Genomic DNA, 24,357 nt, shown 5'->3' on the forward strand with positions numbered 1-24,357 from the left:
TCGCCTCCGCCTGAAGGCGGGGCTACCGGCATCCCGCTGCGGTCGACGCTGCCGTTCCGGCAGCGTCGTAGCTGTTGAGTCCGTGCTCTGCCCATCCGTGAGGCGCCCATGTCCAAGACCTTGGTCGGTACTTCCGACCCTGATCAGCCGCCGGCCGAGCCTGTTCCTCGTGATAAGCACGCCGAGCGCATGGTCCTGGTGGCCTTGCTCCAGCATTCGCGACTGGTCCCGTACGTCATGGCGGTCCTGCCGCCCGCGCATTTCAGCAGCCCGGCATGCCGGGAGGTCTTCCTTGCCCCCGCCACGAGGAGCCGTGCACCGGCCCGCTGCTACTCCGTCACTCCAGCACCGGTCCCGTGGCACGGTGATGCCCGCGCACCGCCTTACGGGCCGCATCACGCGAATCTCCGAAGGTCAGCCAGACAATCGGGAACGCTAGGCTGGCCGTGGTCCGGAGCAAACGTGTCAGCACTGACATCGCCGACGTCGTCACGTGATGCGGGCTACGAGGAGGGCAATGTCGTCGGTTCCGGGAACGGCCAGCATGGCGTGCTCGAGCAGGTTGTCGGCGAGGTCGTCCACGTCTTGAGTGCCGCTGGCTTCGGTGAGGTGCCGTGCGAGGCGATCGGTGGCGTGGTCGATGTCGGTGTCTGGAGCTTCAACGAGACCGTCGGTGTACAGGATGAGGACCGTGCCCGGCGGCACGGGGATGTTGAGGGTGGGGTAGCTGGCGCTTGAAGTGACCCCGAGCAGGATGCCGGGCGTCAAGGTCAGAGCCTCGGCGCGGCCGTCGGGGTGTCGGATCAGGGGTGGGGGATGACCGGCGGTAGCCAGTCGAGCCTTGTGCCGTGCCAGATCCAGGTGGACATACAGGCAGCTGGTGAACAGGCCAGGGTTGAGGTCGGCGATGAGGCGGTTGGTCCGGACGAGGACGGCGCCCGGTGGGGTGTGGGCGGTGGCGTGGGCGTGGACGGCCGTGCGGACCTGGCCCATGAGTGCGGCGGCCTGGACGTTGTGGCCCTGGACGTCGCCGATGGTGACGACTGCGCACTGGGGCCCGCAACGGATGAGGTCGTAGAAGTCCCCGCCGATGTCCGTGCCGTGGCCGGCAGGCAGGTAGCGGGCGGTGACCTGCAATCCGGCGATGGCGGGCAGGGCTTGTGGGAGTAGGCCGGCCTGCAAGGTCCGGGCCAGGTTGAGGTTGGCATCGTAAAGGCGAGCGCGGTCCAGGACCTGGGCGATCAGACCGGCGAGCGAGGTCAGGATGGCGCGTTCGGCCGTGGGGAAGGCGCGTGAGCGGTCGTAGGACAGGGCGAGCAGACCAATGGGGCGGCCGGAAACGATCAGGGGCAGGAAGGCCCAGGCATCGCGGTCCTGGTAGCGGGGAGCATCGGGGCAGGCGCGCTGGAAGTCGGCGTAGCTGGAGAAGAAGACTGGCGAGCCGCTGGTCAGTACCTGCACGGGTGGTGTCGGCTCGGTCAGGGGCTTGCCATCGAAGCGGGCCAGGAACTCAGGGCTGTAGCCGCGGTGACCTCCGATCCGAAGACGTCCGCCTTCGGCCAGCATCAGGGCCAGCCCTTGGGCCCCGAAGCCGGGCACCAGTTGATCGGCCAGTAGGTCGACGACGTCCTTGACGTGTACTGCCTCGCTGAGGGTCGCCGCCACGTGCATCAGGTGATAGAGGGTGGTCGCGCCGGCCGACTCGGCTGCGCCTCGCGGTGTCTGCGCCGGTAGTGCGGTGGCGTTTCCGCATGGTCCCTGCGGCGTGGGCGTGATGTGGACGCTAACTCCTGAGTCGTCGGGATAGAGGTGGAAGGACAGCCGGTGGTGGGGCGGTCGCACAGCGGTGAAGGTGGTGGGCTGGCGACTGATGACCGCAGCTCGGTACCGTTCCTCGAAATCGGGATGGTTTAGCCATAGCAGGACCTTCCAGGGCTTGGAACCAACCAGCGGGGCGGCGCCGACGTCCAGCAGTTCGGCGGCGGCGGCGTTGAGGTAGGTCACCCGACCATCGAGGTCCAGTGAGCAGCAGCCCACAGGGAGCCGCTCGGTGAACTGGTGTGCGGCCAGGGCGTCTGCGTGTTCCGGTGTGGTGTGCCGGAGTGGGGCCAGTGTCCGTGGTGTCGGCTCGGCGAGCAGCGGCTGGCCTTCGTCAGCTGCCCGCTGTAGGAGCAGGCCCGCATGGCGGCAGAAGTCGTCGATCGTGTCCCGCTCTCGCGAGCTCAGTGCGGGTGGGTGCCAGACCGGCCACAGCAGTACCAGTCCGCCCCAGACCGTGTCCCCGTGGGTGAACGGGACAGCTGCCAGCATGAAGTCGTAGGGCAGCACGAACCCCAGTCGTGGGTAGCGACGGGCCATCTCCTCCTGGCTCCCCACCCACACCAGGCCCCGCTGTCGCACGGCATCTGCCAGGGGCATGGGGTCGTCGAGCGCTATCCGCGCCCATGGCGCCGCCATCTTCCGGGGGCCGCCGGACAGCATCGCAAGCTCCAGCGCCTTGCCGCCGGGTGGCAAGAGATACAGCGCGCCGATAGACGCCCTGCAGTCCTGCAGCACGTTCTCCAACAGCCGCGCAAGCTGTTCCAGGCCCGGCCCGGCGCTTGACGGCGATGCTTCCTGCACTGTCGTCACCAACCTGGCGCTGTGCACCGGCATCCGGAAATCGCGGGTTAGCCCAGCCAGCCGGAGCTGCCACCGCCCGTCATTCCTGCGCCTGCCCGGGCTTGCCTGGCCATATACCTGCCGCGGGGCGCCGCCTCCACGGATGCTTCGCATGAAGCGCGGTGGTCCTGGAACGGCCCGGGCGGTGGGCTCGGATAGCACACACAGTCGGCGACGTCCGGGCCGGCCTCGGTGGTGTCACCGGCAGTGGGCACAGCGAGCGTGGTGGATGTGGCGAGCAGGCAACGCTGGACCCACCAATCGCGTGACGGAGCGGCCATCGCCCCCACCCGAGGGCTGAATCCTGTGCCGCGGAGCCACAGCCGCACCTCCAGAATGCACCCGCGTCCCGCGCGAGACACGCTGGATATATGCCCGGTCAAGGAGCCGTCCGTCATCGTCCTTCCGCCCGTGGACGGCCGCGGGGTCACGATCAACGGGGTGGCTCCGGGTCGGCTGGAACCTGCTGATGCCCGCCCGCGCGGCGCGCAGCCCGTAACCCCCAGCATCCCGCCCGGTTACGTGGTGAGGGCCGGGCGCGCGCCCCACGCGGCCCCGCCGGCGCGTCCTCCCGTCTCGACGCGCTCGACTAGCTAGGGGGCATGGGTATGGTGGCTGGGCGGCCTCGCCCACCCTCCGCCCGAGCCGGCGAGGCCGCTCAGCGCACGACGCAGATCGCGTCCGGGTTCCACCAGTAGGCCTTCGCGGGACTGTACGAGTGGTGGCGGAACAAGGAGGTCGCCAGCGACGACGACCCAGGCGCCTGGCTGGCCACGTGCACGATCATCACGAGGGGCCGACTCCGTGGCATGGGTGCAGTGCCAGCGCAGCACGGACCTAACAAACGCAGCTACGACCCCTACAACTTCCGCGCCAACCAGAACATCCTGCCCGCCACCTCCTGAGCGGCGGTTCCTCCCGGCCTGGTGCAGGTGCAGGTGCAGGTGCAGGTGCGGCGTTGCCCGGACCAGGCCGACACGCTGTTCGAGGTGCATCCGGCAAGGCCGGCGGGGGCAAGACCGCCCGGGCCCTGGTCCAAGGATGTGCCGGAGGTCGCGCCCCCCGGCTGCCGGACACCGGCGGCGAAGGCTCATCGCCGACGCGGTCCCGCACCACGCTGCCGCAGCGCCGCGCCGGCCGCAGATCTGCGGCAAACCCGCAGTCGGGGCCTGGGAGCCGCTCGAAACCGGGGCTCGATCCTGCGGGTAAACACGGATCTGCGTGGCCAAGAAGTCGGGCACCCTGGCAGCGGGGCATCGACCTTCCAGATCTCGAGGCGATCCCGATGAGCACAGGAGTGGGCCTCGCGACCTGTCCGGCGGTGTCCGCATCCGGCAGGCGGGCCCGCCTGCCGGACACTGACCGCAGCGGGTGGATGCGTCCGGCTGAAGGCGCTGAGGACAGCACTGCCGTGCTACTGGATCACAGGGCAGAAGGTCCAGGCCGGTCCGAGTCCCGGACCGCTGTCGCCGAAGGGGAAGCCCAGCCGGCGCAGCCCGCGTCGACGGCTCGTTGAAGGCACATACCAGTCAGGAGACGTCTCTCCGATGACAACACACGAAGGACATGCTCCTCCCGCACCTCTCGAAGTCTCCGAGGTGGTCTGCACACCGATGGCCGTGATCGACGGGGAAGGCGCCGTGTTGTGGTGGACCCGGACAGCCCAACAGCTGATCGGCTATTCCCCGGCGCAGGCGATGGGGCGGCCAGCAGCGAGCATGCTGGCATCAGCCACGGACTGGACGACGGCATCCGCCCTTGCACGGCGTTCCCAGGCCCCGGATGTCTGGTCCGGCACTGTCAGGCTCCGCCACATCGACGGGCGCGCCCTCGAGGTGGGGCTGCGGCTCTCCCGGCTGTCCGGGGCGGACGGCGTCGTCCGGTGGCTCGTCTCGGCGACCCGGGCGGATGCCGTGCTCTCTTCGCCGGCCGGAGGTCTGAGGCCGTCCTCGCTCCTGGGTCGCGCACCGGTCGCCATCTGCATCCGCGATGCGGGGCTGCGTTGCACCTGGGTGAACGGCACCGCGGAACTCCTCGACGGAATTCCTGCCGCGACGCGGCTTGGCCGGCGTCTGTCGGACGTGCGGCCCAGCACCGAGTCCGAAGCGCTGGAGACGGCGATGCGGCAGGTCTTGCAGAGCGGGACCTCGGCCATCGACCTCGAGTATCCGGAATGGCTCTCGGCGGTCGGTGCGTACGGCCCTTTCGCGGCGTCGTACTTCCGCCTCGACGGCCCCGACGGCAGCCCGCCGGCCGTGTGCGCGATGTGGGTGAACAGCGCCGACAGGGACCGGGCCCGCGAACGCCTGGCGATCATAGGCGAGGCCGCCAGCCGTGTCGGCACGACCTTGGACGTCGCGCGGACGGGTCAGGAGCTGGCCGACATCGCGGTACCGCTCCTGGCGGACTTCGCGATCGTCGACCTGGCCGACTCGGTCCAACTCGGCCAGGACGCCCTGCTCTACCCGGCTCCGGTAGGTGGTCCGACCCCCGTCTTCCGCCGCGCGGGCCTGGCGTCCGTCAACCCGGGGGCCCCGGAGGCCATCTGGATGCCCGGGGAGGAGATCTCCGTCCCACCGACCTCGACCTACGCCCGCGTCCTGTCCACGGGAACACCGTCCAGGGCGATCCTGCGGTCTCTGCCCGACGGCCGTCCCCACCGGGGGACGGCTTGGGACGAGAAGATCCACGAGTACGGGATCCACGCCTTCATGGTCGTGCCGATCCATGCACGGGGCGAGGCGTTGGGCGTGGCGGCCTTCGCCCGTTCGAGAAACCCGGTGCCGTTCGAGGACGGCGATCTGCTCCTCGCGGAGGAGATCGTGGCGCAGGCTGCGGTCAGCCTGAAGAACGCCAACCGATATACGCGCGAACGCGCCATCGCACTGGCCCTCCAACGCAACCTGCTTCCACAACGCCTGACGGGCGGATCCGCCGTCGACGTGGCTTCGCGCTACTTGCCGGCCGACATCGACGCGGGGGTCGGCGGGGACTGGTTCGACGTGATTCCGCTGTCCGGGGCTCGGGTGGCACTGGTCGTGGGCGACGTGGTCGGGCACGGCATCGAGGCAGCCGCGACGATGGGCCGGCTGCGCACCGCCGTACGGGCCCTCGCCGACCTGGACTTGCCCCCCGACGATCTGCTCACCCACCTCGACGATTTGATCATCCGTCTCACCCGGGAGGACGGCGTCCAGGAACTGGCGACTCAAGTCCTGTGGGCCACCTGCCTGTACGTCATCTACGACCCGGTGACGAGACGATGCACCATGGCACGCGCCGGCCACCCACCGCCCGCGGTCATACACCCGCACGGCCATGTCACCTTCCCCGATCTCCCGCCCGGAACTCCCCTCGGCGTGGGTCTGTCCGCATTCGAAGCCATCGAGATCGAAGTGCCGGAAGGCAGCGTGCTCGCCCTGTACACGGACGGCCTGATCGAATCACGGACTCAGGACGTCGACGCCGGGACCGACCGTCTTCGGGCCGTCCTGGCACAGCACGGCCTCCCGCTGGACGAGCAGTGCTCCGCCGTCGTCGACGCCCTGTCAACGCACCCGCCGGCCGACGACGTCACTCTGCTCATGGCCCGAACCCACGTACTCGGGCCGTGTCAGGTCGCCTCCTGGGACCTGCCTCCCGACCCGGCTGCCGTCGGCAGGGCCCGGTCCCTGTCGGCGCGCCAGTTGGCGACCTGGGGACTGGAACGTCTGGCGGCATCCACGGAACTCATCGTCAGTGAACTCGTCACCAACGCCATACGACATGGCAAGGGGCCGATCAGCCTCCGCCTCATTCGCGACGAATTCGTGACCTGCGAAGTCTCCGATACCAGCAACAGCCTTCCGCGCCTGCGCCACGCCCGCATCACCGACGAGAACGGCCGCGGTCTGCTCCTGGTCAACCGGCTCTCGCAACGACGCGGAATCCGCTACGCGACGGGCGAGGGGAAGATCGTCTGGGCCGAACAGGAATTGACACCCGGCATCTGACATACGCCCCGAGAAGGCGTCGTCCCGTGAGCTGCCGAACCCCAACATCGGGATCTGCGGCTCAGGGCATGGCGGCCTTCGCGGAATTCCACAGCACGCCGCGGTTGACGCGATCGGGATAGCGACTGACCATCGCCTCGTACAGCGCGTTGACGTCCTTGGCTTCCTTCCGCGCGGCTGAAAAGTCCATGATGTAGCGGCGGGTGCGCGCGATGTCCTCGGGGCTGTCGGGATCCCCGTCCCGCTTGTACCCCGACACGACTGAGGTCGGGTCGAGCTGTTCGATGGTGTCCAGGGCCTTCAGCCAGCTCTCCCGCCCGGCGGCCAGGGACTCGGCCAGGTACATGGCGAGCTGGTCCCTCATTGCGGTCTCCGGGGCGACCCGGCCGGAAACCGTGCGGAATTCGGCGGCGGCCGCCACGATCACCATGAGAACCGAACACCTTGAAGAACTGGACAAAAGCATGGATCGCTGAGATCGCCGCGAGCCCTGGTCAGCCCGGCTCCTGATGCCACGGTCCGCTGTGGTCCGGCTCAGCGAAGGTCTCGGGGTGGGTGTGTGATCGGACGTCCGGCGTCAATCCGCAGGCACGAGCGCAGTCATCCTTTCGGGGCTCAGCGGCGCGTGCGCGGCTGTGCCTGGCATCAACGTGCGAACTTCTCGATGGCCGCTGGGGTGACGGGGGTGAAGAAGTTGACGAGGTTGCCGTCGGGGTCGCGGAACAGCAGTGACCGGTTGCCCCAGGGCATCGTGGTGGGCCCGCCGACGAAGTCGGTGACGAAGTCGGTCAGGTTCTGGCGAACGCGGTCCACGTCGTCGACGAGGAACTCGGTGATCACGCTGTGGTTGTCCGCCGGTCGGGCAGAGCCGGGGGCGAACAGCGGGACGGTGCGGGTGCCGGCGATCGCGAGAGTGGCGCCCGCGGTCTCGAGCTCGGCGAAGTCCGCGGTGGCCCACGTCGCCCGCGCCCCTGTGGCTCGCTCGTAGAACTCGACGAGGCGGGCCACGTCGCTGGTGATGATGCGGATGGAGACGAAATCCACGGGATCTCCTTGGCTGTGCTGAAGGGCGTGCACTGCGCAGGCTAGGAGAAATAGTGGACAGAATCGGTCCTGTATAGACCTTAAACTGTGAGTATGTCTCGCCCCACCGGCCGCGTGCTGACACTCCTGGAGCTGCTGCAGTCGGGCGGCACCCGGACGATGGCCGAACTCGCCGACCGGCTCGGCGTCGAAGGGCGCACTGTGCGGCGATACGTGGACCAGCTGATCGACCTGGACGTGCCCGTGGAATCGGTGCGCGGCCGCTACGGCGGGTACCGGCTCGCCCCGGGGTACCGCTTGCCTCCGCTCATGCTCAGCGAAGACGAGGCGCTGGCCGTACTGCTCGGCCTGGTCGCCGGGCGCCGCGCAGGGCTGACCACGACGGAGCGTACGGCGAACGAGACGGCATCGGCGAAGATCCGGCGGGTGCTGCCCAAGCACGTCGCCCGTCGGCTCGACGCCCTCCTGGAGGCTCTCGCCTTCACGGATCAGCCGGGCGAGTTCGCCACTCCGGACGCTGCGGTGCTGCTCGCCATCGCCGACGCGGTGCGCCACCGCCGACCGCTGTCGATCCGCTACGCCGACCGCGACGGACGGCGCGGCGAACGCACGCTGCACGCGTACGGGATCGTCGCCCATTCGGGCCGGTGGTACGTCACGGGCGTGGATGCCCGGAGCGGCGAGGACCGGACCTTCCGGCTCGACCGCATCGCAGACGTGCGGACCCTGCCCGGCTCTTTCGAAGCGCCCGTGGATCCCGATCCGGCGCAGCGCGTGTTGGCAGGGTTCGCCACGGCCGAGTACCAGCATGAGGTGACCTTGCGGATCCACGGGACAGTTGATCAGATCCGTGCTCACCTTCCCGCCGGCATCGCGAGCCTGGAGGGGCACCCCGAGCCTGCGGCAGCCCAGGACATGGAGACCGAGCGCTGGCTGCGCGTCGAACTACGGGCGGAGCGGCTCGACTGGTTGCCCCGGGTGCTCGCAACCCTCGACCGGCCGTTCGTCGTCGAGCGCCCCCATGAACTGCGCGACCAGGGCTTGATCAAGTTCCGTAGGTGTCCGGATCGTTGGTGATGCCCAGGATGGGGAGTGCTCGCTCGGGTTCGTCGCGGATGGCTCGGGTGGTCTTGGCGATGTTGTCGGCTCCGAGGGTTTTCAGCACGCCGATGGCGAGGTTGCGGAGGGTCGCCATGGCTCGTGGTGCGGTCCCCGCGTGGACGGTGGAGGCATCCTCGGCGAAGGTGACGTCCCTGATGTGGTGCGAGGAGTTCTCGATTCCCCAGTGCCCGCGAATCGCGGCGGCCAGATCGGCCGGGCCGGCCTGGTGGGCGTCGAGGCTGGTGACGGCGTAGACACTCTCACGGGTTTCGCGCTTGCCGGTCTGCTTGCGGCGGCGGTGGACGCGGATGGCCAGGCGGCCGTGGGGGAAGGCGATCCCGCCGAGTTCCTCAGCGATCGCGCAGGTCTTGATCGAGCGGGACTCGCGCCTGCCGTGCCCGAAGGCGGAGGCGGTGTGCTGGACTGCGATGTCCCGCCACGGCAGGGCCGCGAGCTGGCGGTGGGCGATCGGCTGGTTGGTCTTGATCACGGCGATGTAGTGGGCCTTCTTGGTCTCGACCAGCCAGGAGATGTTCGCCTTGACCGAGTGCAGGGCGTCGAAGGTGACGACGGCGCCAGCCAGGTCCAGCGGCGCCAGGAGCGGTTGGAAGTGTGTGGTTTCGTTCGTCTTCGCGCCGACCTCCACCTGGGCGAGGGTCACGACGGTGCCGTGGGTGACCGCGGAGAGCAGATGCCGGCGCGTCGCGGCCAGACGGGCTGATCCCTTGAGTGCTTTGCCGTCGACAGCGATCACGCGCGGCCGCCCGGACGCGGAGGGCGACGGCGCCTGGGCGGGCTCGGTGGCGGCGCGATGCCGGTCGGCCAGGTAGGCGCCCACCGCCCGGTCCAGGGCGTCACCGTCAACAGCCCCCAGCACACGGCCGATCGTGGCAGGCGACGGAGCGCGCCGCCATCTGAGCAGGTGGCGGCGGATACCGATCACTGTCAGGAGTGCGTTCGAAGCACGCTGGCCCCACTCGGCGAGTTCGTCGATGCTCCTGGCTCCCGAGACGACCGCGCAGGCGGACACCAGCAGGATCGCGGTCAGCGAGTACCACCGGCCCCGCCGGGAGCGCGGGTCGGGTACCGAGTCGAAGTAGGGACGCAGGTCGGCGATCCGACCGGCATCCAGTGGACCCAGCTTCACCAGCACGGCAGGGATGGGAGAAGATACAGCGGCAGGCACGGGCAACCTCGTGATCATCGGGCTTAGACACCACAATGATCACGAAGCCCGTGCCTGCCCTGTTATACGCCCCAACCGGTCACAACCCGACCAGCCGCACACCCCAGGAACTTGCAGCCGCCCTGCTGCGCGACCTCGTCATCGCGTTCGCCGATCGCCTCGCTTCCCACGCCCGACGAGTCTGACGGAGGGCGAGGAACCCACATCATGGGATGGCGCAGCCAGCACGTCGCGCGGGCCGGTGCAGATGACGGTGACGGGGGGGATGGGTCAGCTGGGTGGGGGAGCGGTGTTCGCTGTCGTGCCGCTGGTCGTCGCAGCCGTGTTCACCTTTCTGCCCGCCGATCAAGCCGTACGGGTCGGTGTCGGTGGTGATGGTCTCGCCGGCCCCGTGGCCGAGACCAGCCTCGCCCGCGCACCGCCCGCCGTGACTGGCGCCCGCGCCGGGAAATCCCACCCATCGGCGGATCCGCGCCTGTGCATCGAGCTGGTGCTCTCGAAGCTGCGCTTCCGGCGCGCCTGCTCCTTCTGCCAGCACGGCCGATGCCTCACCTACTGCCGCTTGGCCTGGGCCGCCGTTGCTGGGGCTGCTGGAACGGTGGCGGGCCCATGGCGGGGTGTGGGATCGGGAACCGACAGCTCGTGAGGTGCGTCCGCCAAGTGACGGGTCGGCGGGGCCCTCTGTTTGCGGAGATGGAGAACATGTTCGTTGTGGTGATGCTCGGCGTGCTGGCGCTTGTCGTCGGCGGGTGCGTCTGCGTGGTGTGGGCGGAGCGCGGCGGACCCCGCTGGGTCCGTGTCGTTGCGACCGTGACGCTTGCTGCGGGGGAGTTGCTTCGCCAATCGGACAGGAGCCGGCGCCGGAGCTTGAGCCGGACGGGCGGCGACGGCGACTAGGAACCCGGGCGCGATGGCACCCGGCGCCGCGAGCGCCGCTCGCCGCCGGCGGAGGCGGCGTTGTGACGGCAGGTGCGCCCGGAGCGCCTTGATGTCACCAAGCCAGGCGGCGAGTTGTGCTGCGCGGGTCGCTGCGCCGCGTGGAGTCCATCACCTGGTGCTCCCATTGCCTGGCCTCCGCCTGGTCCACTTATGGACGGTCCAAGGCCGGCGAACCGATCCGCGCTGGGGGCGGCCGCTTACGCCGGTGGACTCGGCGTGTCATCCCGCGACGAGGTTGACGCGGTCGCTGCCGCTGCGCTCGCCGCGGGCGGCTCTGAGGCGGATGGCGCCGAGGACCACGGCTTCCTTGTACTCGCGTAGCTTCGTCGACCTCGACGGCCACCCCTGGCAAGCCATGTGGATGGACCCGGCGGCGGCACAGCGGGGCCTTGAGGAGTTCGCGGCTCCCACGTAAGACCCAACGCCCCCAACTGACCCGTCACCAACGCGTTCCGCGGTCTGCGGTCGTCGGCCAGCCGTGGGTCCACAGTCGGCGACGGTCGCAGCGAAACGCCGACGCGGCACCGGCTCGCACATATGCGTGTTCGAGATGGACCCAGGCCCGTGTGAGCTTCGATGCAGACTGGGTGCCACTTTCAGCCCGTACGTGCCAGCATGTCGCGCATGATCAGGGCGGCGGATGCCGGAGCGGCCTTGACGAAACCGAAGAACGGCCCGAAATCCTGCGCCGCGGAGAAGCCGGTGAGATACAGCCCAGGAACGGTGCTCTGGAGGGCTTCGTCCAGCACTGGAGAGCCATTTCGCATCTTGATGCGTTCCACCAGGTCCGCCAGGAACGGGACGCGGGCCAGTTCGGCCGCGTATCCAGTGGCGAAGATCACCTGATCCACGGTCAGGGACTGAGTGTTCGACATCGTGATCCGCACCGGCCCGCCGTCCACTGTCGGCTCCGCCAGGACCACTGCGGTCTCCGGCCAGATCCGGACGTCGGCCGCATCGAGCCGCGCCGGCAGCCACGGCTCCAGCGTGCCGCGGCCGGCCTCCCAACATCGCGCCAGGATTGCTTCCCGTACGGGAACCGGCAAGCGGCGCCACCATCCGGAACCCCGCATCGTGGCCTCGAGGTAGTCGTCAAAGAACGTCCAACTCACCGACGCGAAACGGGGCATGGGATGGCGGTGCACCACATCGACGCGAGCCGCCCCGTGTTCACCGATCAGAGCCGCCCACTCATACGCACTCTGTCGGCCTCCGACGATGAGCACACGCTGCCCGGACAGGGCAGCGAAGCGGACCAGGTCACAGCTGTGGGACGCGCGGCCGGACGGGATCGAGCCGCCCCAATCGGGTAGTCGGGTGAAATAGCTGATACCCGGCGCGGCGACCACGACATCGGCGCGTATCCGCTCGCCGCTGTCGAGCTCTGCGTGAAACGTGCCGTCCCGGTGGGTGAGGCGCGTGACCAGGTCCTGCCTCAGGGTGATGCCTTTGGCGCGGCGGAACCAGTCGGCATACTCACGAAAGAGCTCCACGGGAATCGGATCAACCTCTTTGGGCGAGAGGGCCCGTTCCCGCAGATACGCCTCCAGGGTGTAGACGCCGGTGGCGTCCAGATGCCAGTCGATGCCCGAACGCAGCAGCATTCCCTGCGGCATGTGCTCGGACCAGAACCCCATCGGCCGTCCGACCACGACGGCATCCACGCCTCGGTCACCGGCGAGCGCGGCCGCCGACAGCGCAAACGGCCCCCCGCCGATGATGAGCATCGGCACCGACGTGGAATCCTGCATCGGCGTCTCAGGGCTCCGTTCATTCGTCACTCGGGCCACACCGGCGGCCTCTTCTCCAGGAAGGATGCAATGCCTTCGCGAGCTGCCGGGGTCTGAGAGGCATCAGCCATGACCTCGCAAGCGATCTCATAAGCGTCGGATTCGGGACGGTCCAGCTGTGCGTAGAGGGTTCGCTTCCCCAGCGCCTTGCTGGCCGCGCTGCCACGACTGGCCCGGGCGAGGAGTTCCTCGACCGCCTCGTCCAGTTCGCCGTCGGGGACCACTCGATTGACCAGTCCCCACTCCAGGGCGGTACGGGAACCGATCACCTCGCCGGTGAGAGCCATCTCCATGAGTCGCTTGCGTCCGATGGAGCGGGCCACCGGCACGGCAGGCGTGTGGCAGAACCAACCCCCCTTGCCGCCGGGAAGTGCAAATCCGGCAGACTCACCCGCCACCGCCAGGTCACACGATGCCACGAGCTGACAACCTGCGGCCGTGGCCAAACCATGCACTCTGGCCACCACCACTTGCGGTGCGGACTGAAGAAGCCGCATGACGTCCGTACACAGATGCAGCAGCTCCCGAATGCCCTTGGCGTCCTGTGCGAGCACGTCGGAGAAGTCATGCCCGGCACTGAAAACCGGTCCATTCGCCGCCAGAACAACCCCTACGGCCGACGAGCCCGCCACCTCGGTCAGTGCCTTCTGCAACTCGCGAAGCAGCTCCCAGCTCAAGGCATTTCGGCGTTCAGGCCGATTCAGGGTGATCCAGACGGAATCCCCTTGACTGGCCATGACGAGATTCTCATATGCGGCCACAAGAGAATTTTATCGTAGATTCTGGCGATCTATCCCGAATGGGCGAGGCGTGGCCGAGTCGGCGTCGGGACGGCGCCACATCGCGGACTCCGTCCACATGGGAGTTCCCCCTCCGGGCCGGACAGCCTGATACTGAGACGGAAGGTGGTTGCGTCCTTGGAAGGGGTGAACGGGGTCCCACCTGATCCGGGTGTTTGCCCCGGCACCGGGTGGCGGGCGTCCGAGGCGGCGCGACGCGAGAGCGCCTCACCCATTCCGGCCGTACCGCCGGTCACGACGATCACCTTCGACTGCAGCCCTGACATGCTTCCCAGTTTCCTTACCGATCATTACGGAATGACCCTCCGTCGCGCCCAGAAGGTGAGGCCACTCGCGGCGCGCGGAGGGTGTGATCGAGCCCAACATTGGGAATGACCGATCGTTCCAGATTGGATGAGATGCACCGTGCCTGCGCGGGGGTGAAGGGGTGCAGGGCGGGGCGCGTCAATCCAGGGAGCACCGTCAGCTGTACCCGGTGATCATGCTGCGCGTAGACGCCCGTCGGCGCGCCGGCCTGTCATTGGCATTGCCTTCACGGGCCACCGCGCCAGTCCTCGGGGCTGCTGAAGGCCCCTCAGGTCACGTCGTCTCACCGTCGAAGCGGTCGTCGGTGTCCGGCTGCGCAGGCAGGGCCTGGCTGGCGGACACTGGTTCCACCTCGCCGATGTCCTGAGGTGTGAGGTCGAGGTCGGAGATCTCGTGGTCGCCGGGTTCTGCTTCCTGTTTTCGGGCCTTGCGCCGGTCGTTGAGAAGGGAAAAGACAACGGCGGCGAAATAGAGCACCCAGATCGGCGCGGCCAGCGCCAGCATGGTCAGCGGGTCCGTGCTCGGCGTCGCCACAGCCGAAAAGGCCGTGATTCCCATGATCATGCCGCGCCACCAGCCGATTATCCGCCGTCCGGACAGCACTCCGGTGAGGTTCAGCATCACTAGCAGCAGTGGCATCTCGAAGGAGAGGCCGAAGACGACGACCATGCGGGTGACGAGGTCGAGCAGATCGTCCAGCGGCAGCAGGTTGTCGACCCCGTGCGGGGTGAAGCCGATCAATACCTTCGCGGTCGTGGGCAGCACCTTGTAGGCGAAGAAGGCGCCGCCGCAGAACAGCGGGACGCCCGCGCAGACGAATGCATAGGCGTATTTCCGTTCGTGCTTGTGCAGGCCGGGGGCAACGAACGCCCACAGTTGGTACAGCCATACCGGCGAGGCCAGTACGACGCCGGCCATGAGGGACACTTTCAGCGTCAGGGTGAAGGGCGCGAGCAGACCATTGATCGTGATCCGCGCGCAGGTGGTGTTTGCGGTCCGCTTGGCCAGATCGGCGAAGGACGTCGGGCAGCCGACCGAGTCCAGTACCGGCCTGGTGGAGAAGTTCACGATGCCCTTGTAGTGGAAGGCCGCGGCGATCGTGACGACCAGGATGGCAAGGAGGGCCTTGACGAGCCGGTTACGGATCTCACGAAGGTGCTTCGCGAGCGGCATCCGCCGCTCGGGATCCTCTTCTTTGTTGCGGGCCGATTGGGGCACGCCACGTCCTCATCTCGTGCGGCGGACCGGAGATTGCCGGCCCTGCGTCAGTACGGTTCGCCGTGGCGCCGGTTGCGGCCGGTGGTGCGTCCGGGAGGCGGTTGTCCGGGTCGGCACCACTTACCGTGGTCGCTGCTTCGGCCCGGGCGCCGGGCGAAACCGCGGACAGTGATGCGGGCGGCCCGGCAGTGCGAGAGGTGAGCGGACCGGCAGGTCTTCGGGCAGCGTCTCGTGCGGGGATGTGCCGAGGGCGCGCACGACCGGGCTCAGTCTCAGCGGCTGGTCGTGCTGTCCGCTGGCGCGGTGCGGGCGGTGGCGGTGTCTTCGGGAGCGTCCGGGATCGTTCCCGTTCCCGGTGCAGGTTCAGGCTCGGGCTCGGGGCGTGGCTCGTTTGAGGCGCCGTCGTCGTTCATGGCCTTGGTCTCGCTCTTGAGAATCCGCATGGACTTGCCGAGCGCCCGGGCTGTGTCGGGTAGCTTCTTCGAGCCGAAGATCAAAACCAGCACCGCGACCAGGATCAGCAGGTGCCAGGGTTCCAGCGCGTTGCGGAACATCGTCACACCGCCCCTGCGAACGTGTCGGCCTTCGTGCCTGTCTCGGCGATCCGTGCCGCTTGTTCGTGCGAGGCGGTGGTGGGGACGGGGGCGTCCGCGGCGCATCGTGTCGTGCTGCCCCGAGCATGGCCCCGGCGCTCTGCGGGCGCGCGCAGGGCCTCGGCCGCTGCCCGAGGAAGCGTCCGGCACGGTTGCCCGTTCGCCGATGGGGCGAAGAGTTCCCCTTCCGGCTCTGCACCGACGGATGGCTGGCACTCGTCGTCGCAGAAGGCGATCCGCAGGAGGTGGCCGGGCAGTCCGGCGTCCGTGCCCGCGCCCGCGCCCGCGGTCTCGTGCGCGGGCGCCGGGGAGGAGGCTTCCCGGTGCACTGGGCACTGTGGTGTCACCGGTGTCCGCCGCCCGTGCCATCGGGAGATTCCCACGGCGTCGTCCAGCCAGGCCTTGCGGGCGAATTCGTCGCCCGTCGCCGCCGCAACCGCAGGGAGCCGGACCGCAGGCGGGCTTGTGGCCAGGCACACTTCGCCGCCTGTGACCTGCATGGCCACCTGCGCCGGCTGCCCCGCCAGCGGAGTGTGCGGGGGCGTTTGGGCCGGATGGAGCCCCAGCTGCTGCCCCTGGGAACACCTGCGTTCGGGCACCTGGAACAGCCGGTGCGTCTTCGCGTTCGGCCACGGTGCGTTCATCGGCTTTGACTGGCGTGACCGTCCCTGTTGCCGGCTGGCGCGATGTTCACGCGTGGCGGTCGGGCGGGGGAGTCGGCCGGCTGTTGCGGGGGCGTGCCGGGTGTTGATGTCCTTGGCGGTCATGTGTCCTTCTTCGGGTCGGGTCGGGTCGGGTCGGTGTCGGTGTCGGTTCAGGTTCCGGGGCGCCCGGCGGCTGTCCAGGCGGCGTACTCCTGGCGGACGTAGAAGCGGCGGCTGGGAGCGGGCGTGGTCGCGTCGGGGTGGTGCGGGCCGGCCACGAGGTGGGGATGGCGGCAGTCGTGCAGGAGGAGTTGTTCGGCGGTTTCTGCGGCTGCTGCGAGGGGGCCGGGGCGGGGGTCGTTCAGGGCCATGCGGTCCATGAGGGCGGCCCGGCGTAGCAGCCGGGCCCGTTCGGCGGCTGTCGCGTCGAGCGGGGGGCGGGTGACGGTCGGTGCTTGGCGGCCGTCGCGTTCGGCGTCGAGAGCGAGTATTTGGTGCATCTCGCGGTGCAGATCGGGTGCGTTGGTGTACGCCTCGCGGGCAGGCGGGGCGCCGATGTCCTCGTGGCTGTTCGGGGTGAGGTCCACGGTCACCACTCCGCCGGTACGCAAGGGCCGACGCCGCAGCGTCGACACAGCACCCTGTCGTGGTCGGGGCCGCCGCGATCGAGGGCCGGTGGATGCGCCGCGGACCGCAGGGGAACCTGGGCCGGCCCTGGGCAACCGTCGATGGGGCAGGGCCCCTGGGTCGCGGAGGCCCACGCGCGGGGTCGTCGGGTGACGCGGCGCCGCAGCTCGCGCGGAATGCCCGGGCCGGTCATGCCGGACACCTCAGGCAGGCGCGGACCTCGCGGCCGTCGTGCGTCTGGTGGATCTCGGTCGACTGGGCGAGGTCTTGGACGATGCCGGTGCCGCGGCCGTGTTCGTCGGCGGCGATGTCGCGAGGAGGGCGCTCCACGGTCATGCCGGAGTCGGTGACGACGATGTGAAGAGTTCCGTGGTCGAGGACGAGCACCAGGGTCATGCGTTCGCGGCCGTACTGGGCGGCGTTGGTGGTGAGTTCGTCGACGATGAGGACGGCGGAGTCCCGCTCGCTTGTGGGCACGCTCCAGGTCTCGAGTAGATCGGCCGCGAAGTGACGAGCGGCGGAGACGTGCGCCTCCTGTGCGGGCAGGGTGAGCAACGCCTGGTGGCGGCAGGGTTGGTCGAGCAGCGAACTCGGGCGGGGCGAATCGGTCACAAACATGGTCGTCTGGCTTTTCTGTGGATGTGCGGAGCTTGGAATGGGGGAGAGCGCCAGCAACGTCGGGGCGGTTGGTGGGCCGGTCCTGATGGGCGCGGTTATTCAGTTCCACGGATGGCACATGCCCGTCGGTTCGGGCTATTCGTGCCTTTTGTGTAATTTCTTGTGGGTCACGTCAGTACGGTGACCTGGCTGGACCCACGCGCATGTGTCGGAGCTCGATCGATGCCGTACCCGGCCGGGCAGGACAAGCTGGGTCCCCTCGCGCGATCGTCGGCTCACTCACGCATCAAGCCGACCCAGGACCAGGCCGGTTCGCGGGAGCCGAGGGGAGGGTGCGAGGGGACCGGGAGGTGCTGGCCCGGGGTGGCCGGCCCGCCACTGCCCAAGCCCTGTGGCGGGAGCGGACCACAGCCGGCCGGCGACGGGGCCGCTGAGCTGCGCCGGTGCCGGCACAGTCTTTGCGATGACAGGTGGTGGGGGCGGAGCAGGAGCGCGGCGTGATGGCGGCGGTTGTCAATGCCTCATGATCGGATGGTGACCAGTTTCTGGCCGTTGCCTGTGAGCATCTCGAAGTGCTCGATGGCTCCCGGGGACATGGCAACCGCCCCTGTGATCGTGGTGCCGGGAGGGTACTGGCCCGCCCGCCAGGTGGCGCCGTCCGTCCTGGCGCCGCCGGGCCCCACCGCCTGCAGCCGGCAGGTGATTCCGGCGGGCGCGCCCTTGGCGGAGACCTCAAGGACACTGCCCCAGGCGGAGGGGTAGACCTTCACCGTGGCCGAGACACCGGTGGTGGGATCGCTTCCGGAGAAGGTGCGCCAGGCAGCCGGCGCGGTCGCCCCGGGTGGCTTCGCCTGGCTGCTCGGGGATCCGGTAGCCGCCAGCCATGTGCCGCCGGCCGCTGCCGCGATGAACGTCAGGGAGGCGGCGGCGCCGGCCAGTTGCAGACGCCAGGTCCTGCGGCGCCGGGCTGCAGCCTGGTCGAGCAGCCGGTCCAGGGCGCCCGCCTGTGGTGCCGGCGTCGCCGGCGCCACGGGCCGTGCGGGCGAAGGGCCCTGCGTGCTTTTGGCTGCCCGTGCCACCAGCCGGTCGGCCGGCTCCCCGTGCGCCGCCGGCGCTGTCCGGCCCGCGGCTTCGGCCTCGGTCGCGCTGACCGCCGCGAGCAGCGGGGGCAGTCCCGACAGCCGGATGTGTTCGGCCCGGCACTCGTCGCATTCCGTGAGGTGGACGCGCACCTGTTCGGTTTCTGCCGGGGGCAGTGTGCTCAGGACGTATCCGCCCAGCGCCAGCCGGAGGGCGTGGTGCTGCGCACTCATGGTCGCCACCTCCTGCACGCCGCGGTCATGGCTCGATCCCCCGCGCCTTAAGCGCCGGTCGTAGGGCGTGCAAGGTGGGGTACGTCCGCGGCTTCACGGTGTCCGGCGCGATGCCCGGCACTCGTGCGGCCGGCGCCATGGTCCGGCCCCGGTAGTGGGTCTCCGGCAGCACCGCGCGGTGGTGCGGGGACAGCGTCCGCACGGCGTCGGCAGCCACCCGGTTCTGCGGTGCCTGCTCGGTCTTGTCCTTGCCCGGTGCAGTTTCGGCGGCTCGCTCCAGTACGTCGCCGTGGGCCTTGGCAGGCCTGGCCTGCCGGGCCCGGTGCGCGTCGATGACCGATGCCGGGCGACGGTGCGCAGCCATGCCGGGGCCGGGCCGCGTGCCGGATCGCATGCGGCGGGACGCTGCCACGCCCGGAGCAGCGTCTCCTGCACCACGTCCTTGGCCCATTGTCGATCTCCTGAGGTCGCTCGCAGCACGTAGTGGAACAGGGGTCCTGCGTGCTCCGCGTACACAGTGCGCAGCGGTTCCTCATCCGCGGCCGAAAGAGTCCCTTTACCCAAGACACGGCGTGCGGAGCGATCCGGATCGGTCTTCAGGTCACGTTTTCGGAACTCCGCGACATAAGCCGATCACCGCGCACATGCACGGCTTTTTTCTGTAACGCACAGAGGCGCATAGGCAGCTCTCGGTGATGGTCCCGGGAGGTGCGCCGGCGGCTGGTCCCACGACATCACCGGGACCATGCGTGCACGGCGCCCGGGCAGGCCGACCGATCTGCGGCGATGCCAAAAAACCTCACAAAAGTGCAGAAATGTCGAACCGTATGGCCCTCGCCGTCCGTGGAGCCGGGCAGAAGCCGGCTTCCACGCAGTTCCTCATCGATGCCCCACGTGCCAAAGGACGGATCGCAGGCGACCGGGACACACCGCGCGACGCATCTGTTCCCGGCGCCGGCCACGCTCGCCGTGCTCTGGCACATCGAAGCCGGCGCCACCGCGCGGCCTCGGCCCGTACCCGGCGCACGCCACGGCGACGGCGCTGCGCGGCGCCGGACGCGTGCAGCGACCTCGACAGGCCGTGAACACGGCGTCCACCACACATCCCTGCGGTTGCCTGCCCTGCCGTCGCAGCCCCCGTCTCCCTCTGACCAGTCAGGAACCAACACCATGCATCTGAACTTCCGCACACCGGGCCGGCGATCACGCGTTGCGGCCGGGCTGGCCGTTGCCACCGTCGCCACCGTCGGCGCGCTGGGGCTCCTCAGCTCATGCGCTCAGTCGCCGCATTCCTCGCCCTCCGGAGCCGGCGCTGTCACACCCGGTCCGCGCCAGCACCAAACGGCCGGGATGCCCGGTGCCACAGGGCCGGGGAAGGCGGCGGGCACCCCTCCAGGCGCCTCGCCGATGCCCGGCATGAGCATGCCCACGAGTCACTCGCGTGCGGGCGCGCCGGCCGCGCCGGTGACCGGGAACGCCGTTGCGATCAAGAACTTCGCCTTCTCCCCGGCCACGTTGAAGGTGAAGGTGAGGACGACGGTGACCTGGACCAACCAGGACACCGACGACCACACCGTCACCAGCGCCGCAACGGGCGGCCCGTTGCAGTCCGCCGCCCTGGCCACCCACGCCACCTACAGCTACACGTTCACCAAACCCGGCACCTACGCCTACCTCTGCACCATCCATCCGTTCATGACCGCAACCGTGGAGGTGACCCGATGACCGACTACTACGACAGCCACAACGCAGCGCCGGACCACGACGCCGGCCGGTCCGATACCGAACACGGCATGACACGTCGCCAGCTCATCCGCCACGCAGGGTGGTTCGGCGGCGCGGTGGTACTGACCGTGGCCGGTGGAGAGGTGATCAGTCACATCGCCGACGCCCGGGACACCAACGCCGACGCCCAGGGCACCAGCGCCAACGCCCGGGGCACCAGCGCCAACGCCGGGGCCGGTGCCGCCGCCGCGGGAAGCGGCGCGCTGCGGTTCGTGCAGGTCTCCGACAGCCATATCGGGTTCCAGGGTCCTGCGAACATGGACGTGGCCGGATCGTTCACCGAAGCGATCAACCAGGTCAACTCGCTTGGCTTCAGGCCCGACTTCGTCATGCACAGTGGCGATCTGACCCACCTGTCCACGACCGGGCAGTTCGACCAGGTCAAGCAGATGATGGCAGCAATGAAGACAGACCGTGTCTTCACCGTACCGGGCGAGCACGACTCCATCGGCGATGCGGGCCGCGCCTACCGGCGGACCTTCGGCACGGGCACGCTCGGCGACGGCTGGTACAGCTTCGACACCCACGGCGTGCACTTCATCGCCCTGGTCAACACCCTGAGCCTGGAGAAGCTCGGCCACCTCGGCAACGAGCAGATCGACTTCGTCCGCAAGGACGTCGCCGGACTGCCGTCGGACACCCCGATCGTGGTCTTCAGCCACATCCCGCTGTTCGCGATGTACCCGCAGTGGGGGTGGAGCACCGACGACGCCCTCAAGGTCATCGCCCTCCTGCGCCGCTTTTCCTCCGTCACCTGTCTCAACGGGCACGTCCACCAGCTGTTCACCAAGACAGAGGGCAACATCACCTTCCACTCCGCCACCACCACCGCCTACCCCCTGCCCAAGCCGGGCCGTGCCCCCGCGCCCACCCCGCAGGTCGTCCCCGCCCGGCAGCTCAAGGACGCACTGGGCATCCGCAGCGTCGGCTACCGCCAAGGCGACCGCGAACTGGCCATCAAGGATCAGAGGCTGGTATGAACACCCGAAGACTGCTCATCCCCGTCCTGCGGTGGGCGACTGCCGCAACCCTGGCCGCCGGCGGATACATCCACGCCCAGCTCTACCTCGACGAGTACCGCTTCATCCATCTCATCGGCCCCCTGTTCCTCCTCCAGGCCGGCTCTTCCTTCGCCTTCGCCGCCCTGCTGCTGTTCGGGACGCCACCCCTGCTGCTGAGGGCCGCCGCGGCAGGCGTCGCGCTCGGGGCCCTCGGCGGTTTCGCCGCCTCGCGCACCGTAGGCGTGTTCGGATTCACCGAGCGCGGTCTGCAGCCCGCACCGCAGGCCCTCCTCACTCTCCTCGCCGAAACCGGAACGTTGCTGCTCCTGGCGACCTGGCAGATGACGCTGGCCGCACAACACCGCGCTGCCCGACCACCCCTCACGCCACCGGTCCGGAACCGGGCCACCACCCGCACACCACAGGAGTGAACCAACACAGCGCAGCCCGCCGTCCACGCCACCTGCCGCTCTTCCCGGAACCAAGGGGGTATCTCCCATGCACCTGGAACCACGCCCAGGAATCGCCTGGCCGAGTCCGCACCTGCGCGAACTGAGGGACGCTGTGCGCATCCTGCTCGGCCTGGACGACGACACCGCCGTCATGATCCGCCAATTCGGCTGTGGTGAACCCGGCTACCCGCCGTGGGAAACCGTCTTCGAGGTGGTGCCCATGGACGGCGGGGTCCACCGCTGGACACTCCACCGCCCCGCCGACGAGATCACCGAGCACGACCTGGCCGCCGCCTTCGGGTCGGCTCCGGCCGAGCCGGGACGACGGCGCCGGTGATGTCCTGCCGGCTTTGTGCGGTCGCGGGGCATGTCCAGGGCCCACCCCGCAGAGGCCGGGCTCTCCAAGGGGCCTCGATTCGTGGGTGGGCAGCAGCGGCCGGTGCCGGCTCGGGTGGCGGGCCGGGCAGGGTCTGCCGCCAGGTCGTGGTGCCAGGGCCGGGTGGCGGCGATCTGCAGGTGCAGGGGGCGGGCGCCGTGGGTGATACGGGCGGCGGCGTGCAGGAGCCGGCAGCGGAGATCCTTCGGCCAGGCAATGGCCAACTGGCCGCCTGGCATCAGCCGTTGCGTCGCACATGGCCGACAGGCACCGTGAAAGCCCGGGCCTTGCAGGTACTTGCAAGGCCCGGAACCGCCCACCGCGTCGAAGCCGTACACATTTCCCCGCGTGCGGGCCTTTGTGGGATTCGAGAGCTGATGGCGGACCATCACCGCCACCCCACGAGGTAGGCGACGCCGGGGTGAGGCCTCACGCCGAGATGGTGAGAAGCTTCTGGCCGTTGCCGGCGTAGATGGCGAAGTGGCTGATCGTTTCCGGGGACATGGGTACCGTCCCGGAAATCCTGGCGCCGCCCGGGTACTCGCCGGCCTGCCAGGTGGCGGCGGTCGCTGTGGTGCCTGTGACCCCGACCGCTTGCAACTTGCACGTGATCCCGGGGGGCGCTCCCTTGGCCGAGACCTGCACGGCACTGCCCCAGGCGGCGGGCGAGACCTTCACCGAGGCGGACACGCCTGTGGTGGGGTCGGTTCCGGAAAAAGTGCGGACCGGGGCCGGTGACGTCGGTGCAGGCTGCGCCACCTGGCCGCTGGTGGACGCGATGGTGGCCAGCCACGTGCCGCCCGACGCTGCCGCCGCGATGAGCGCCGTGGCCGCGGCAACCCCGACCAGCTGCCTGCGCCAGGCGGTACGACGCCGGGACGCGGCCTGCTGGAGCAACCGGTCGACCCGGCCCCGTCCAGCTCCCCGCGAGGGGCCCGGTACGGCAGCGGGTACAGGCTGCGGCTGCGCGCTTGCGGCGGCCCGCTGTACGAGCCGGTCGGCCAGTTCCTCGCTTGCTGCGGGCGCGGCCGCAGCCTCGGCTTCGGCCACGCTGACCGTCGCGAGCAGCGCGGGCAATCCCGCCAGCTCGGCATGCTCGGCGCGGCACTCGTCGCATTCCGCGAGGTGGGTGCGCACCTGCTCCGTCTCCGCCGGGGACAGTGTCCCCAGCACGTACCCGCCCAGCAAGAACCGGACGGCGTCATGGCCGCCATTCATGGCCCGCACCTCCTCCATGCCGCTGTCACGGCTCGATACCCCGTTCCTGCAGCGCCAGCCGCAGCGCCTTCAAGGCGTAGTACGTCCGCGACTTCACGGTGCCCACCGGAAGGCCGAGCACCTTCGCCGCCTCGACCATCGTCCGGCCCCTGTAGTACGTCTCCAGCAGCACGGCCCGGTGCTCCGGGGACAGGGTCCGGATGGCGTCGGCCACCGCCCAGCTCTGCAGCGCCTGCTCGATCTCGTCTTCCCCGGCCGTCCGCTCCGCGACCTGTTCCAGTACCTCGCCGTCGACCTCGGTCGGCCTGGCCTTGCGGGCCCGGTGGGCGTCGACGACCAGATGCCGGGCGACCGTACACAGCCACGCCCGGGCCGGACCGCGTTCGGGGTCGAACGCCGCGGGATGCTGCCAGGCCCGCAGCAGTGTCTCCTGCACCACGTCCTCGGCCCATTGCCAGTCTCCCGAGGTCAGTCGCAGAACGAAGTGGAACAGCGGCCCGGCATGCTCGGCGTACAGCGTGCGGAGCAGTTCCTCGTCCGCGTAGGAAATGGTCCCCCTGTCGGAGACGCGATTCCCGGGGCGATCCGGCTGACTCGTCGGATCGCGTTTCGGAAGACGCCACGGCATAAGGCAATGATCCCATATCGCGCAAATCTGCAAAATTCCACAAAAGGTGCTTACGTGTCGAACCG

At 69.4% G+C, this 24,357-nt stretch carries 25 protein-coding genes and 2 pseudogenes; 9 read left to right on the top strand and 18 right to left on the bottom strand.

Annotated features, from left to right (window positions below; genetic code table 11):
* Positions 1-108 precede the first annotated feature (108 nt).
* Positions 109-285, top strand: a pseudogene (locus AC1VWI_RS43230) (DnaB-like helicase N-terminal domain-containing protein); the annotation flags it as partial.
* Positions 286-489: 204 nt separating this feature from the next.
* Here the strand turns inward: AC1VWI_RS43230 and AC1VWI_RS43235 are convergent.
* Both AC1VWI_RS43235 and AC1VWI_RS43240 read right to left on the bottom strand, forming a co-directional pair.
* Positions 490-2,631 (bottom strand): SpoIIE family protein phosphatase, encoded by a 2,142-nt coding sequence (locus tag AC1VWI_RS43235; RefSeq protein ID WP_499516511.1) that lies wholly within the window; start codon positions 2,629-2,631, stop codon positions 490-492.
* A gap of 688 nt (positions 2,632-3,319) precedes the next feature.
* Entirely contained in the window at positions 3,320-3,451 is a 132-nt protein-coding gene (locus tag AC1VWI_RS43240) for a hypothetical protein (protein WP_499516512.1), read from the bottom strand.
* 823 nt (positions 3,452-4,274) lie between these two features.
* Between AC1VWI_RS43240 and AC1VWI_RS43245 the strand changes: the two genes are divergently transcribed.
* Positions 4,275-6,653 carry an ATP-binding SpoIIE family protein phosphatase gene (locus AC1VWI_RS43245; protein ID WP_499516513.1) on the top strand — a complete coding sequence of 793 codons (2,379 nt, stop codon included), beginning with the start codon at positions 4,275-4,277 and terminating at the stop codon, positions 6,651-6,653.
* A gap of 61 nt (positions 6,654-6,714) precedes the next feature.
* Here the strand turns inward: AC1VWI_RS43245 and AC1VWI_RS43250 are convergent, their stop codons facing one another.
* Entirely contained in the window at positions 6,715-7,083 is a 369-nt protein-coding gene (locus AC1VWI_RS43250; protein WP_499516514.1) for a hypothetical protein, read from the bottom strand.
* 215 nt (positions 7,084-7,298) lie between these two features.
* The gene (locus AC1VWI_RS43255; protein ID WP_499516515.1) at positions 7,299-7,697 is read right to left on the bottom strand and encodes a VOC family protein; all 399 of its coding nucleotides are present in this window, start codon (positions 7,695-7,697) and stop codon (positions 7,299-7,301) included.
* Between the two features lie 93 nt (positions 7,698-7,790).
* Here AC1VWI_RS43255 and AC1VWI_RS43260 point away from each other — a divergent pair, with 93 nt between their 5' ends.
* Positions 7,791-8,774 carry a helix-turn-helix transcriptional regulator gene (locus tag AC1VWI_RS43260; RefSeq protein WP_499516516.1) on the top strand — a complete coding sequence of 328 codons (984 nt, stop codon included), beginning with the start codon at positions 7,791-7,793 and terminating at the stop codon, positions 8,772-8,774.
* Here AC1VWI_RS43260 and AC1VWI_RS43265 read toward each other — a convergent pair.
* On the bottom strand, positions 8,743-9,951 hold the full coding sequence (locus AC1VWI_RS43265) for an ISAs1 family transposase (RefSeq protein WP_499516457.1): 1,209 nt from the start codon (positions 9,949-9,951) through the stop codon (positions 8,743-8,745). The genes AC1VWI_RS43260 and AC1VWI_RS43265 overlap by 32 nt on opposite strands.
* Before the next feature lie 322 nt (positions 9,952-10,273).
* Here AC1VWI_RS43265 and AC1VWI_RS43270 point away from each other — a divergent pair, with 322 nt between their 5' ends.
* Together AC1VWI_RS43270 and AC1VWI_RS43275 are read left to right on the top strand one after the other, a co-directional pair.
* Positions 10,274-10,630, top strand: a complete 357-nt coding sequence (locus AC1VWI_RS43270; RefSeq protein ID WP_499517076.1) for a hypothetical protein — start codon at positions 10,274-10,276, stop codon at positions 10,628-10,630.
* A 47-nt stretch (positions 10,631-10,677) separates the two neighbouring features.
* Positions 10,678-10,881: a hypothetical protein gene (locus AC1VWI_RS43275; protein ID WP_499516517.1), complete on the top strand. Its 204-nt coding sequence runs from the start codon at positions 10,678-10,680 to the stop codon at positions 10,879-10,881.
* A 261-nt stretch (positions 10,882-11,142) separates the two neighbouring features.
* Here AC1VWI_RS43275 and AC1VWI_RS43280 read toward each other — a convergent pair whose 3' ends face one another.
* From AC1VWI_RS43280 to AC1VWI_RS43330, 11 genes and pseudogenes are all read right to left on the bottom strand, one after another.
* Positions 11,143-11,280: a hypothetical protein gene (locus AC1VWI_RS43280; RefSeq protein WP_499516518.1), complete on the bottom strand. Its 138-nt coding sequence runs from the start codon at positions 11,278-11,280 to the stop codon at positions 11,143-11,145.
* A 239-nt stretch (positions 11,281-11,519) separates the two neighbouring features.
* Positions 11,520-12,674 carry an NAD(P)-binding domain-containing protein gene (locus tag AC1VWI_RS43285; protein WP_499516519.1) on the bottom strand — a complete coding sequence of 385 codons (1,155 nt, stop codon included), beginning with the start codon at positions 12,672-12,674 and terminating at the stop codon, positions 11,520-11,522.
* A 26-nt stretch (positions 12,675-12,700) separates the two neighbouring features.
* Positions 12,701-13,474 (bottom strand): enoyl-CoA hydratase-related protein, encoded by a 774-nt coding sequence (locus tag AC1VWI_RS43290; protein WP_499516520.1) that lies wholly within the window; start codon positions 13,472-13,474, stop codon positions 12,701-12,703.
* 618 nt (positions 13,475-14,092) lie between these two features.
* On the bottom strand, positions 14,093-14,992 hold the full coding sequence (tatC, locus tag AC1VWI_RS43295) for a twin-arginine translocase subunit TatC (RefSeq protein WP_499517056.1): 900 nt from the start codon (positions 14,990-14,992) through the stop codon (positions 14,093-14,095).
* Between the two features lie 317 nt (positions 14,993-15,309).
* Positions 15,310-15,591 carry a Sec-independent protein translocase subunit TatA gene (gene tatA / locus AC1VWI_RS43300; protein ID WP_499516521.1) on the bottom strand — a complete coding sequence of 94 codons (282 nt, stop codon included), beginning with the start codon at positions 15,589-15,591 and terminating at the stop codon, positions 15,310-15,312.
* Between the two features lie 2 nt (positions 15,592-15,593).
* Positions 15,594-16,397, bottom strand: a complete 804-nt coding sequence (locus tag AC1VWI_RS43305; RefSeq protein ID WP_499516522.1) for a hypothetical protein — start codon at positions 16,395-16,397, stop codon at positions 15,594-15,596.
* Between the two features lie 47 nt (positions 16,398-16,444).
* Positions 16,445-16,861, bottom strand: a complete 417-nt coding sequence (locus AC1VWI_RS43310; RefSeq protein WP_499516523.1) for a hypothetical protein — start codon at positions 16,859-16,861, stop codon at positions 16,445-16,447.
* Between the two features lie 229 nt (positions 16,862-17,090).
* A complete protein-coding gene (locus AC1VWI_RS43315) occupies positions 17,091-17,513 on the bottom strand; it encodes an ATP-binding protein (RefSeq protein ID WP_499516524.1) in 423 nt (140 codons plus the stop codon).
* Positions 17,514-18,040: 527 nt separating this feature from the next.
* Complete coding sequence (locus AC1VWI_RS43320) at positions 18,041-18,832, bottom strand: zf-HC2 domain-containing protein (protein WP_499516525.1); 792 nt, start codon at positions 18,830-18,832, stop codon at positions 18,041-18,043.
* 25 nt (positions 18,833-18,857) lie between these two features.
* The gene (locus AC1VWI_RS43325; RefSeq protein WP_499517077.1) at positions 18,858-19,226 is read right to left on the bottom strand and encodes a sigma-70 family RNA polymerase sigma factor; all 369 of its coding nucleotides are present in this window, start codon (positions 19,224-19,226) and stop codon (positions 18,858-18,860) included.
* Positions 19,227-19,228: 2 nt separating this feature from the next.
* A pseudogene (locus AC1VWI_RS43330) lies at positions 19,229-19,348 on the bottom strand (sigma factor); the annotation flags it as partial.
* Between the two features lie 900 nt (positions 19,349-20,248).
* On the opposite strand from AC1VWI_RS43330, the gene AC1VWI_RS43335 reads away from it, so the two are divergent.
* The 4 genes from AC1VWI_RS43335 (at position 20,249) to AC1VWI_RS43350 (ending at position 22,407) form a co-directional block, all read left to right on the top strand.
* Positions 20,249-20,557, top strand: coding sequence for a plastocyanin/azurin family copper-binding protein (locus AC1VWI_RS43335; RefSeq protein WP_499516526.1), 309 nt, complete (start codon positions 20,249-20,251; stop codon positions 20,555-20,557).
* Positions 20,554-21,597: a metallophosphoesterase family protein gene (locus AC1VWI_RS43340; protein WP_499516527.1), complete on the top strand. Its 1,044-nt coding sequence runs from the start codon at positions 20,554-20,556 to the stop codon at positions 21,595-21,597. Before AC1VWI_RS43335 ends, AC1VWI_RS43340 begins: the two co-directional genes overlap by 4 nt.
* On the top strand, positions 21,594-22,049 hold the full coding sequence (locus tag AC1VWI_RS43345; protein ID WP_499516528.1) for a hypothetical protein: 456 nt from the start codon (positions 21,594-21,596) through the stop codon (positions 22,047-22,049). Before AC1VWI_RS43340 ends, AC1VWI_RS43345 begins: the two co-directional genes overlap by 4 nt.
* Positions 22,050-22,116: 67 nt before the next feature.
* The gene (locus AC1VWI_RS43350; RefSeq protein WP_499516529.1) at positions 22,117-22,407 is read left to right on the top strand and encodes a hypothetical protein; all 291 of its coding nucleotides are present in this window, start codon (positions 22,117-22,119) and stop codon (positions 22,405-22,407) included.
* Positions 22,408-22,875: 468 nt separating this feature from the next.
* Here the strand turns inward: AC1VWI_RS43350 and AC1VWI_RS43355 are convergent, their stop codons facing one another.
* A complete protein-coding gene (locus AC1VWI_RS43355; RefSeq protein WP_499516530.1) occupies positions 22,876-23,682 on the bottom strand; it encodes a zf-HC2 domain-containing protein in 807 nt (268 codons plus the stop codon).
* Positions 23,683-23,689: 7 nt separating this feature from the next.
* A complete protein-coding gene (locus AC1VWI_RS43360) occupies positions 23,690-24,292 on the bottom strand; it encodes a sigma-70 family RNA polymerase sigma factor (RefSeq protein ID WP_499516531.1) in 603 nt (200 codons plus the stop codon).
* Between the last annotated feature and the right edge of the window lie 65 nt (positions 24,293-24,357).

Source organism: Streptomyces sp. TOM-9, assembly GCF_056858595.1.

Coding starts and splice junctions, on each gene's coding strand:
- AC1VWI_RS43245 (WP_499516513.1), top strand. CDS start 4,275: ATGGCCGTGATCGACGGGGAAGGCGCCGTGTTGTGGTGGACCCGGACA.
- AC1VWI_RS43250 (WP_499516514.1), bottom strand. CDS start 7,083: ATGGTGATCGTGGCGGCCGCCGCCGAATTCCGCACGGTTTCCGGCCGG.
- AC1VWI_RS43260 (WP_499516516.1), top strand. CDS start 7,791: ATGTCTCGCCCCACCGGCCGCGTGCTGACACTCCTGGAGCTGCTGCAG.
- AC1VWI_RS43275 (WP_499516517.1), top strand. CDS start 10,678: ATGGAGAACATGTTCGTTGTGGTGATGCTCGGCGTGCTGGCGCTTGTC.
- AC1VWI_RS43280 (WP_499516518.1), bottom strand. CDS start 11,280: ATGGCTTGCCAGGGGTGGCCGTCGAGGTCGACGAAGCTACGCGAGTAC.
- AC1VWI_RS43285 (WP_499516519.1), bottom strand. CDS start 12,674: ATGCAGGATTCCACGTCGGTGCCGATGCTCATCATCGGCGGGGGGCCG.
- tatC (WP_499517056.1), bottom strand. CDS start 14,992: ATGCCGCTCGCGAAGCACCTTCGTGAGATCCGTAACCGGCTCGTCAAG.
- tatA (WP_499516521.1), bottom strand. CDS start 15,591: ATGTTCCGCAACGCGCTGGAACCCTGGCACCTGCTGATCCTGGTCGCG.
- AC1VWI_RS43305 (WP_499516522.1), bottom strand. CDS start 16,397: ATGACCGCCAAGGACATCAACACCCGGCACGCCCCCGCAACAGCCGGC.
- AC1VWI_RS43320 (WP_499516525.1), bottom strand. CDS start 18,832: ATGAGTGCGCAGCACCACGCCCTCCGGCTGGCGCTGGGCGGATACGTC.
- AC1VWI_RS43325 (WP_499517077.1), bottom strand. CDS start 19,226: ATGCGATCCGGCACGCGGCCCGGCCCCGGCATGGCTGCGCACCGTCGC.
- AC1VWI_RS43335 (WP_499516526.1), top strand. CDS start 20,249: ATGAGCATGCCCACGAGTCACTCGCGTGCGGGCGCGCCGGCCGCGCCG.
- AC1VWI_RS43340 (WP_499516527.1), top strand. CDS start 20,554: ATGACCGACTACTACGACAGCCACAACGCAGCGCCGGACCACGACGCC.
- AC1VWI_RS43345 (WP_499516528.1), top strand. CDS start 21,594: ATGAACACCCGAAGACTGCTCATCCCCGTCCTGCGGTGGGCGACTGCC.
- AC1VWI_RS43350 (WP_499516529.1), top strand. CDS start 22,117: ATGCACCTGGAACCACGCCCAGGAATCGCCTGGCCGAGTCCGCACCTG.
- AC1VWI_RS43355 (WP_499516530.1), bottom strand. CDS start 23,682: ATGGAGGAGGTGCGGGCCATGAATGGCGGCCATGACGCCGTCCGGTTC.
- AC1VWI_RS43360 (WP_499516531.1), bottom strand. CDS start 24,292: ATGCCGTGGCGTCTTCCGAAACGCGATCCGACGAGTCAGCCGGATCGC.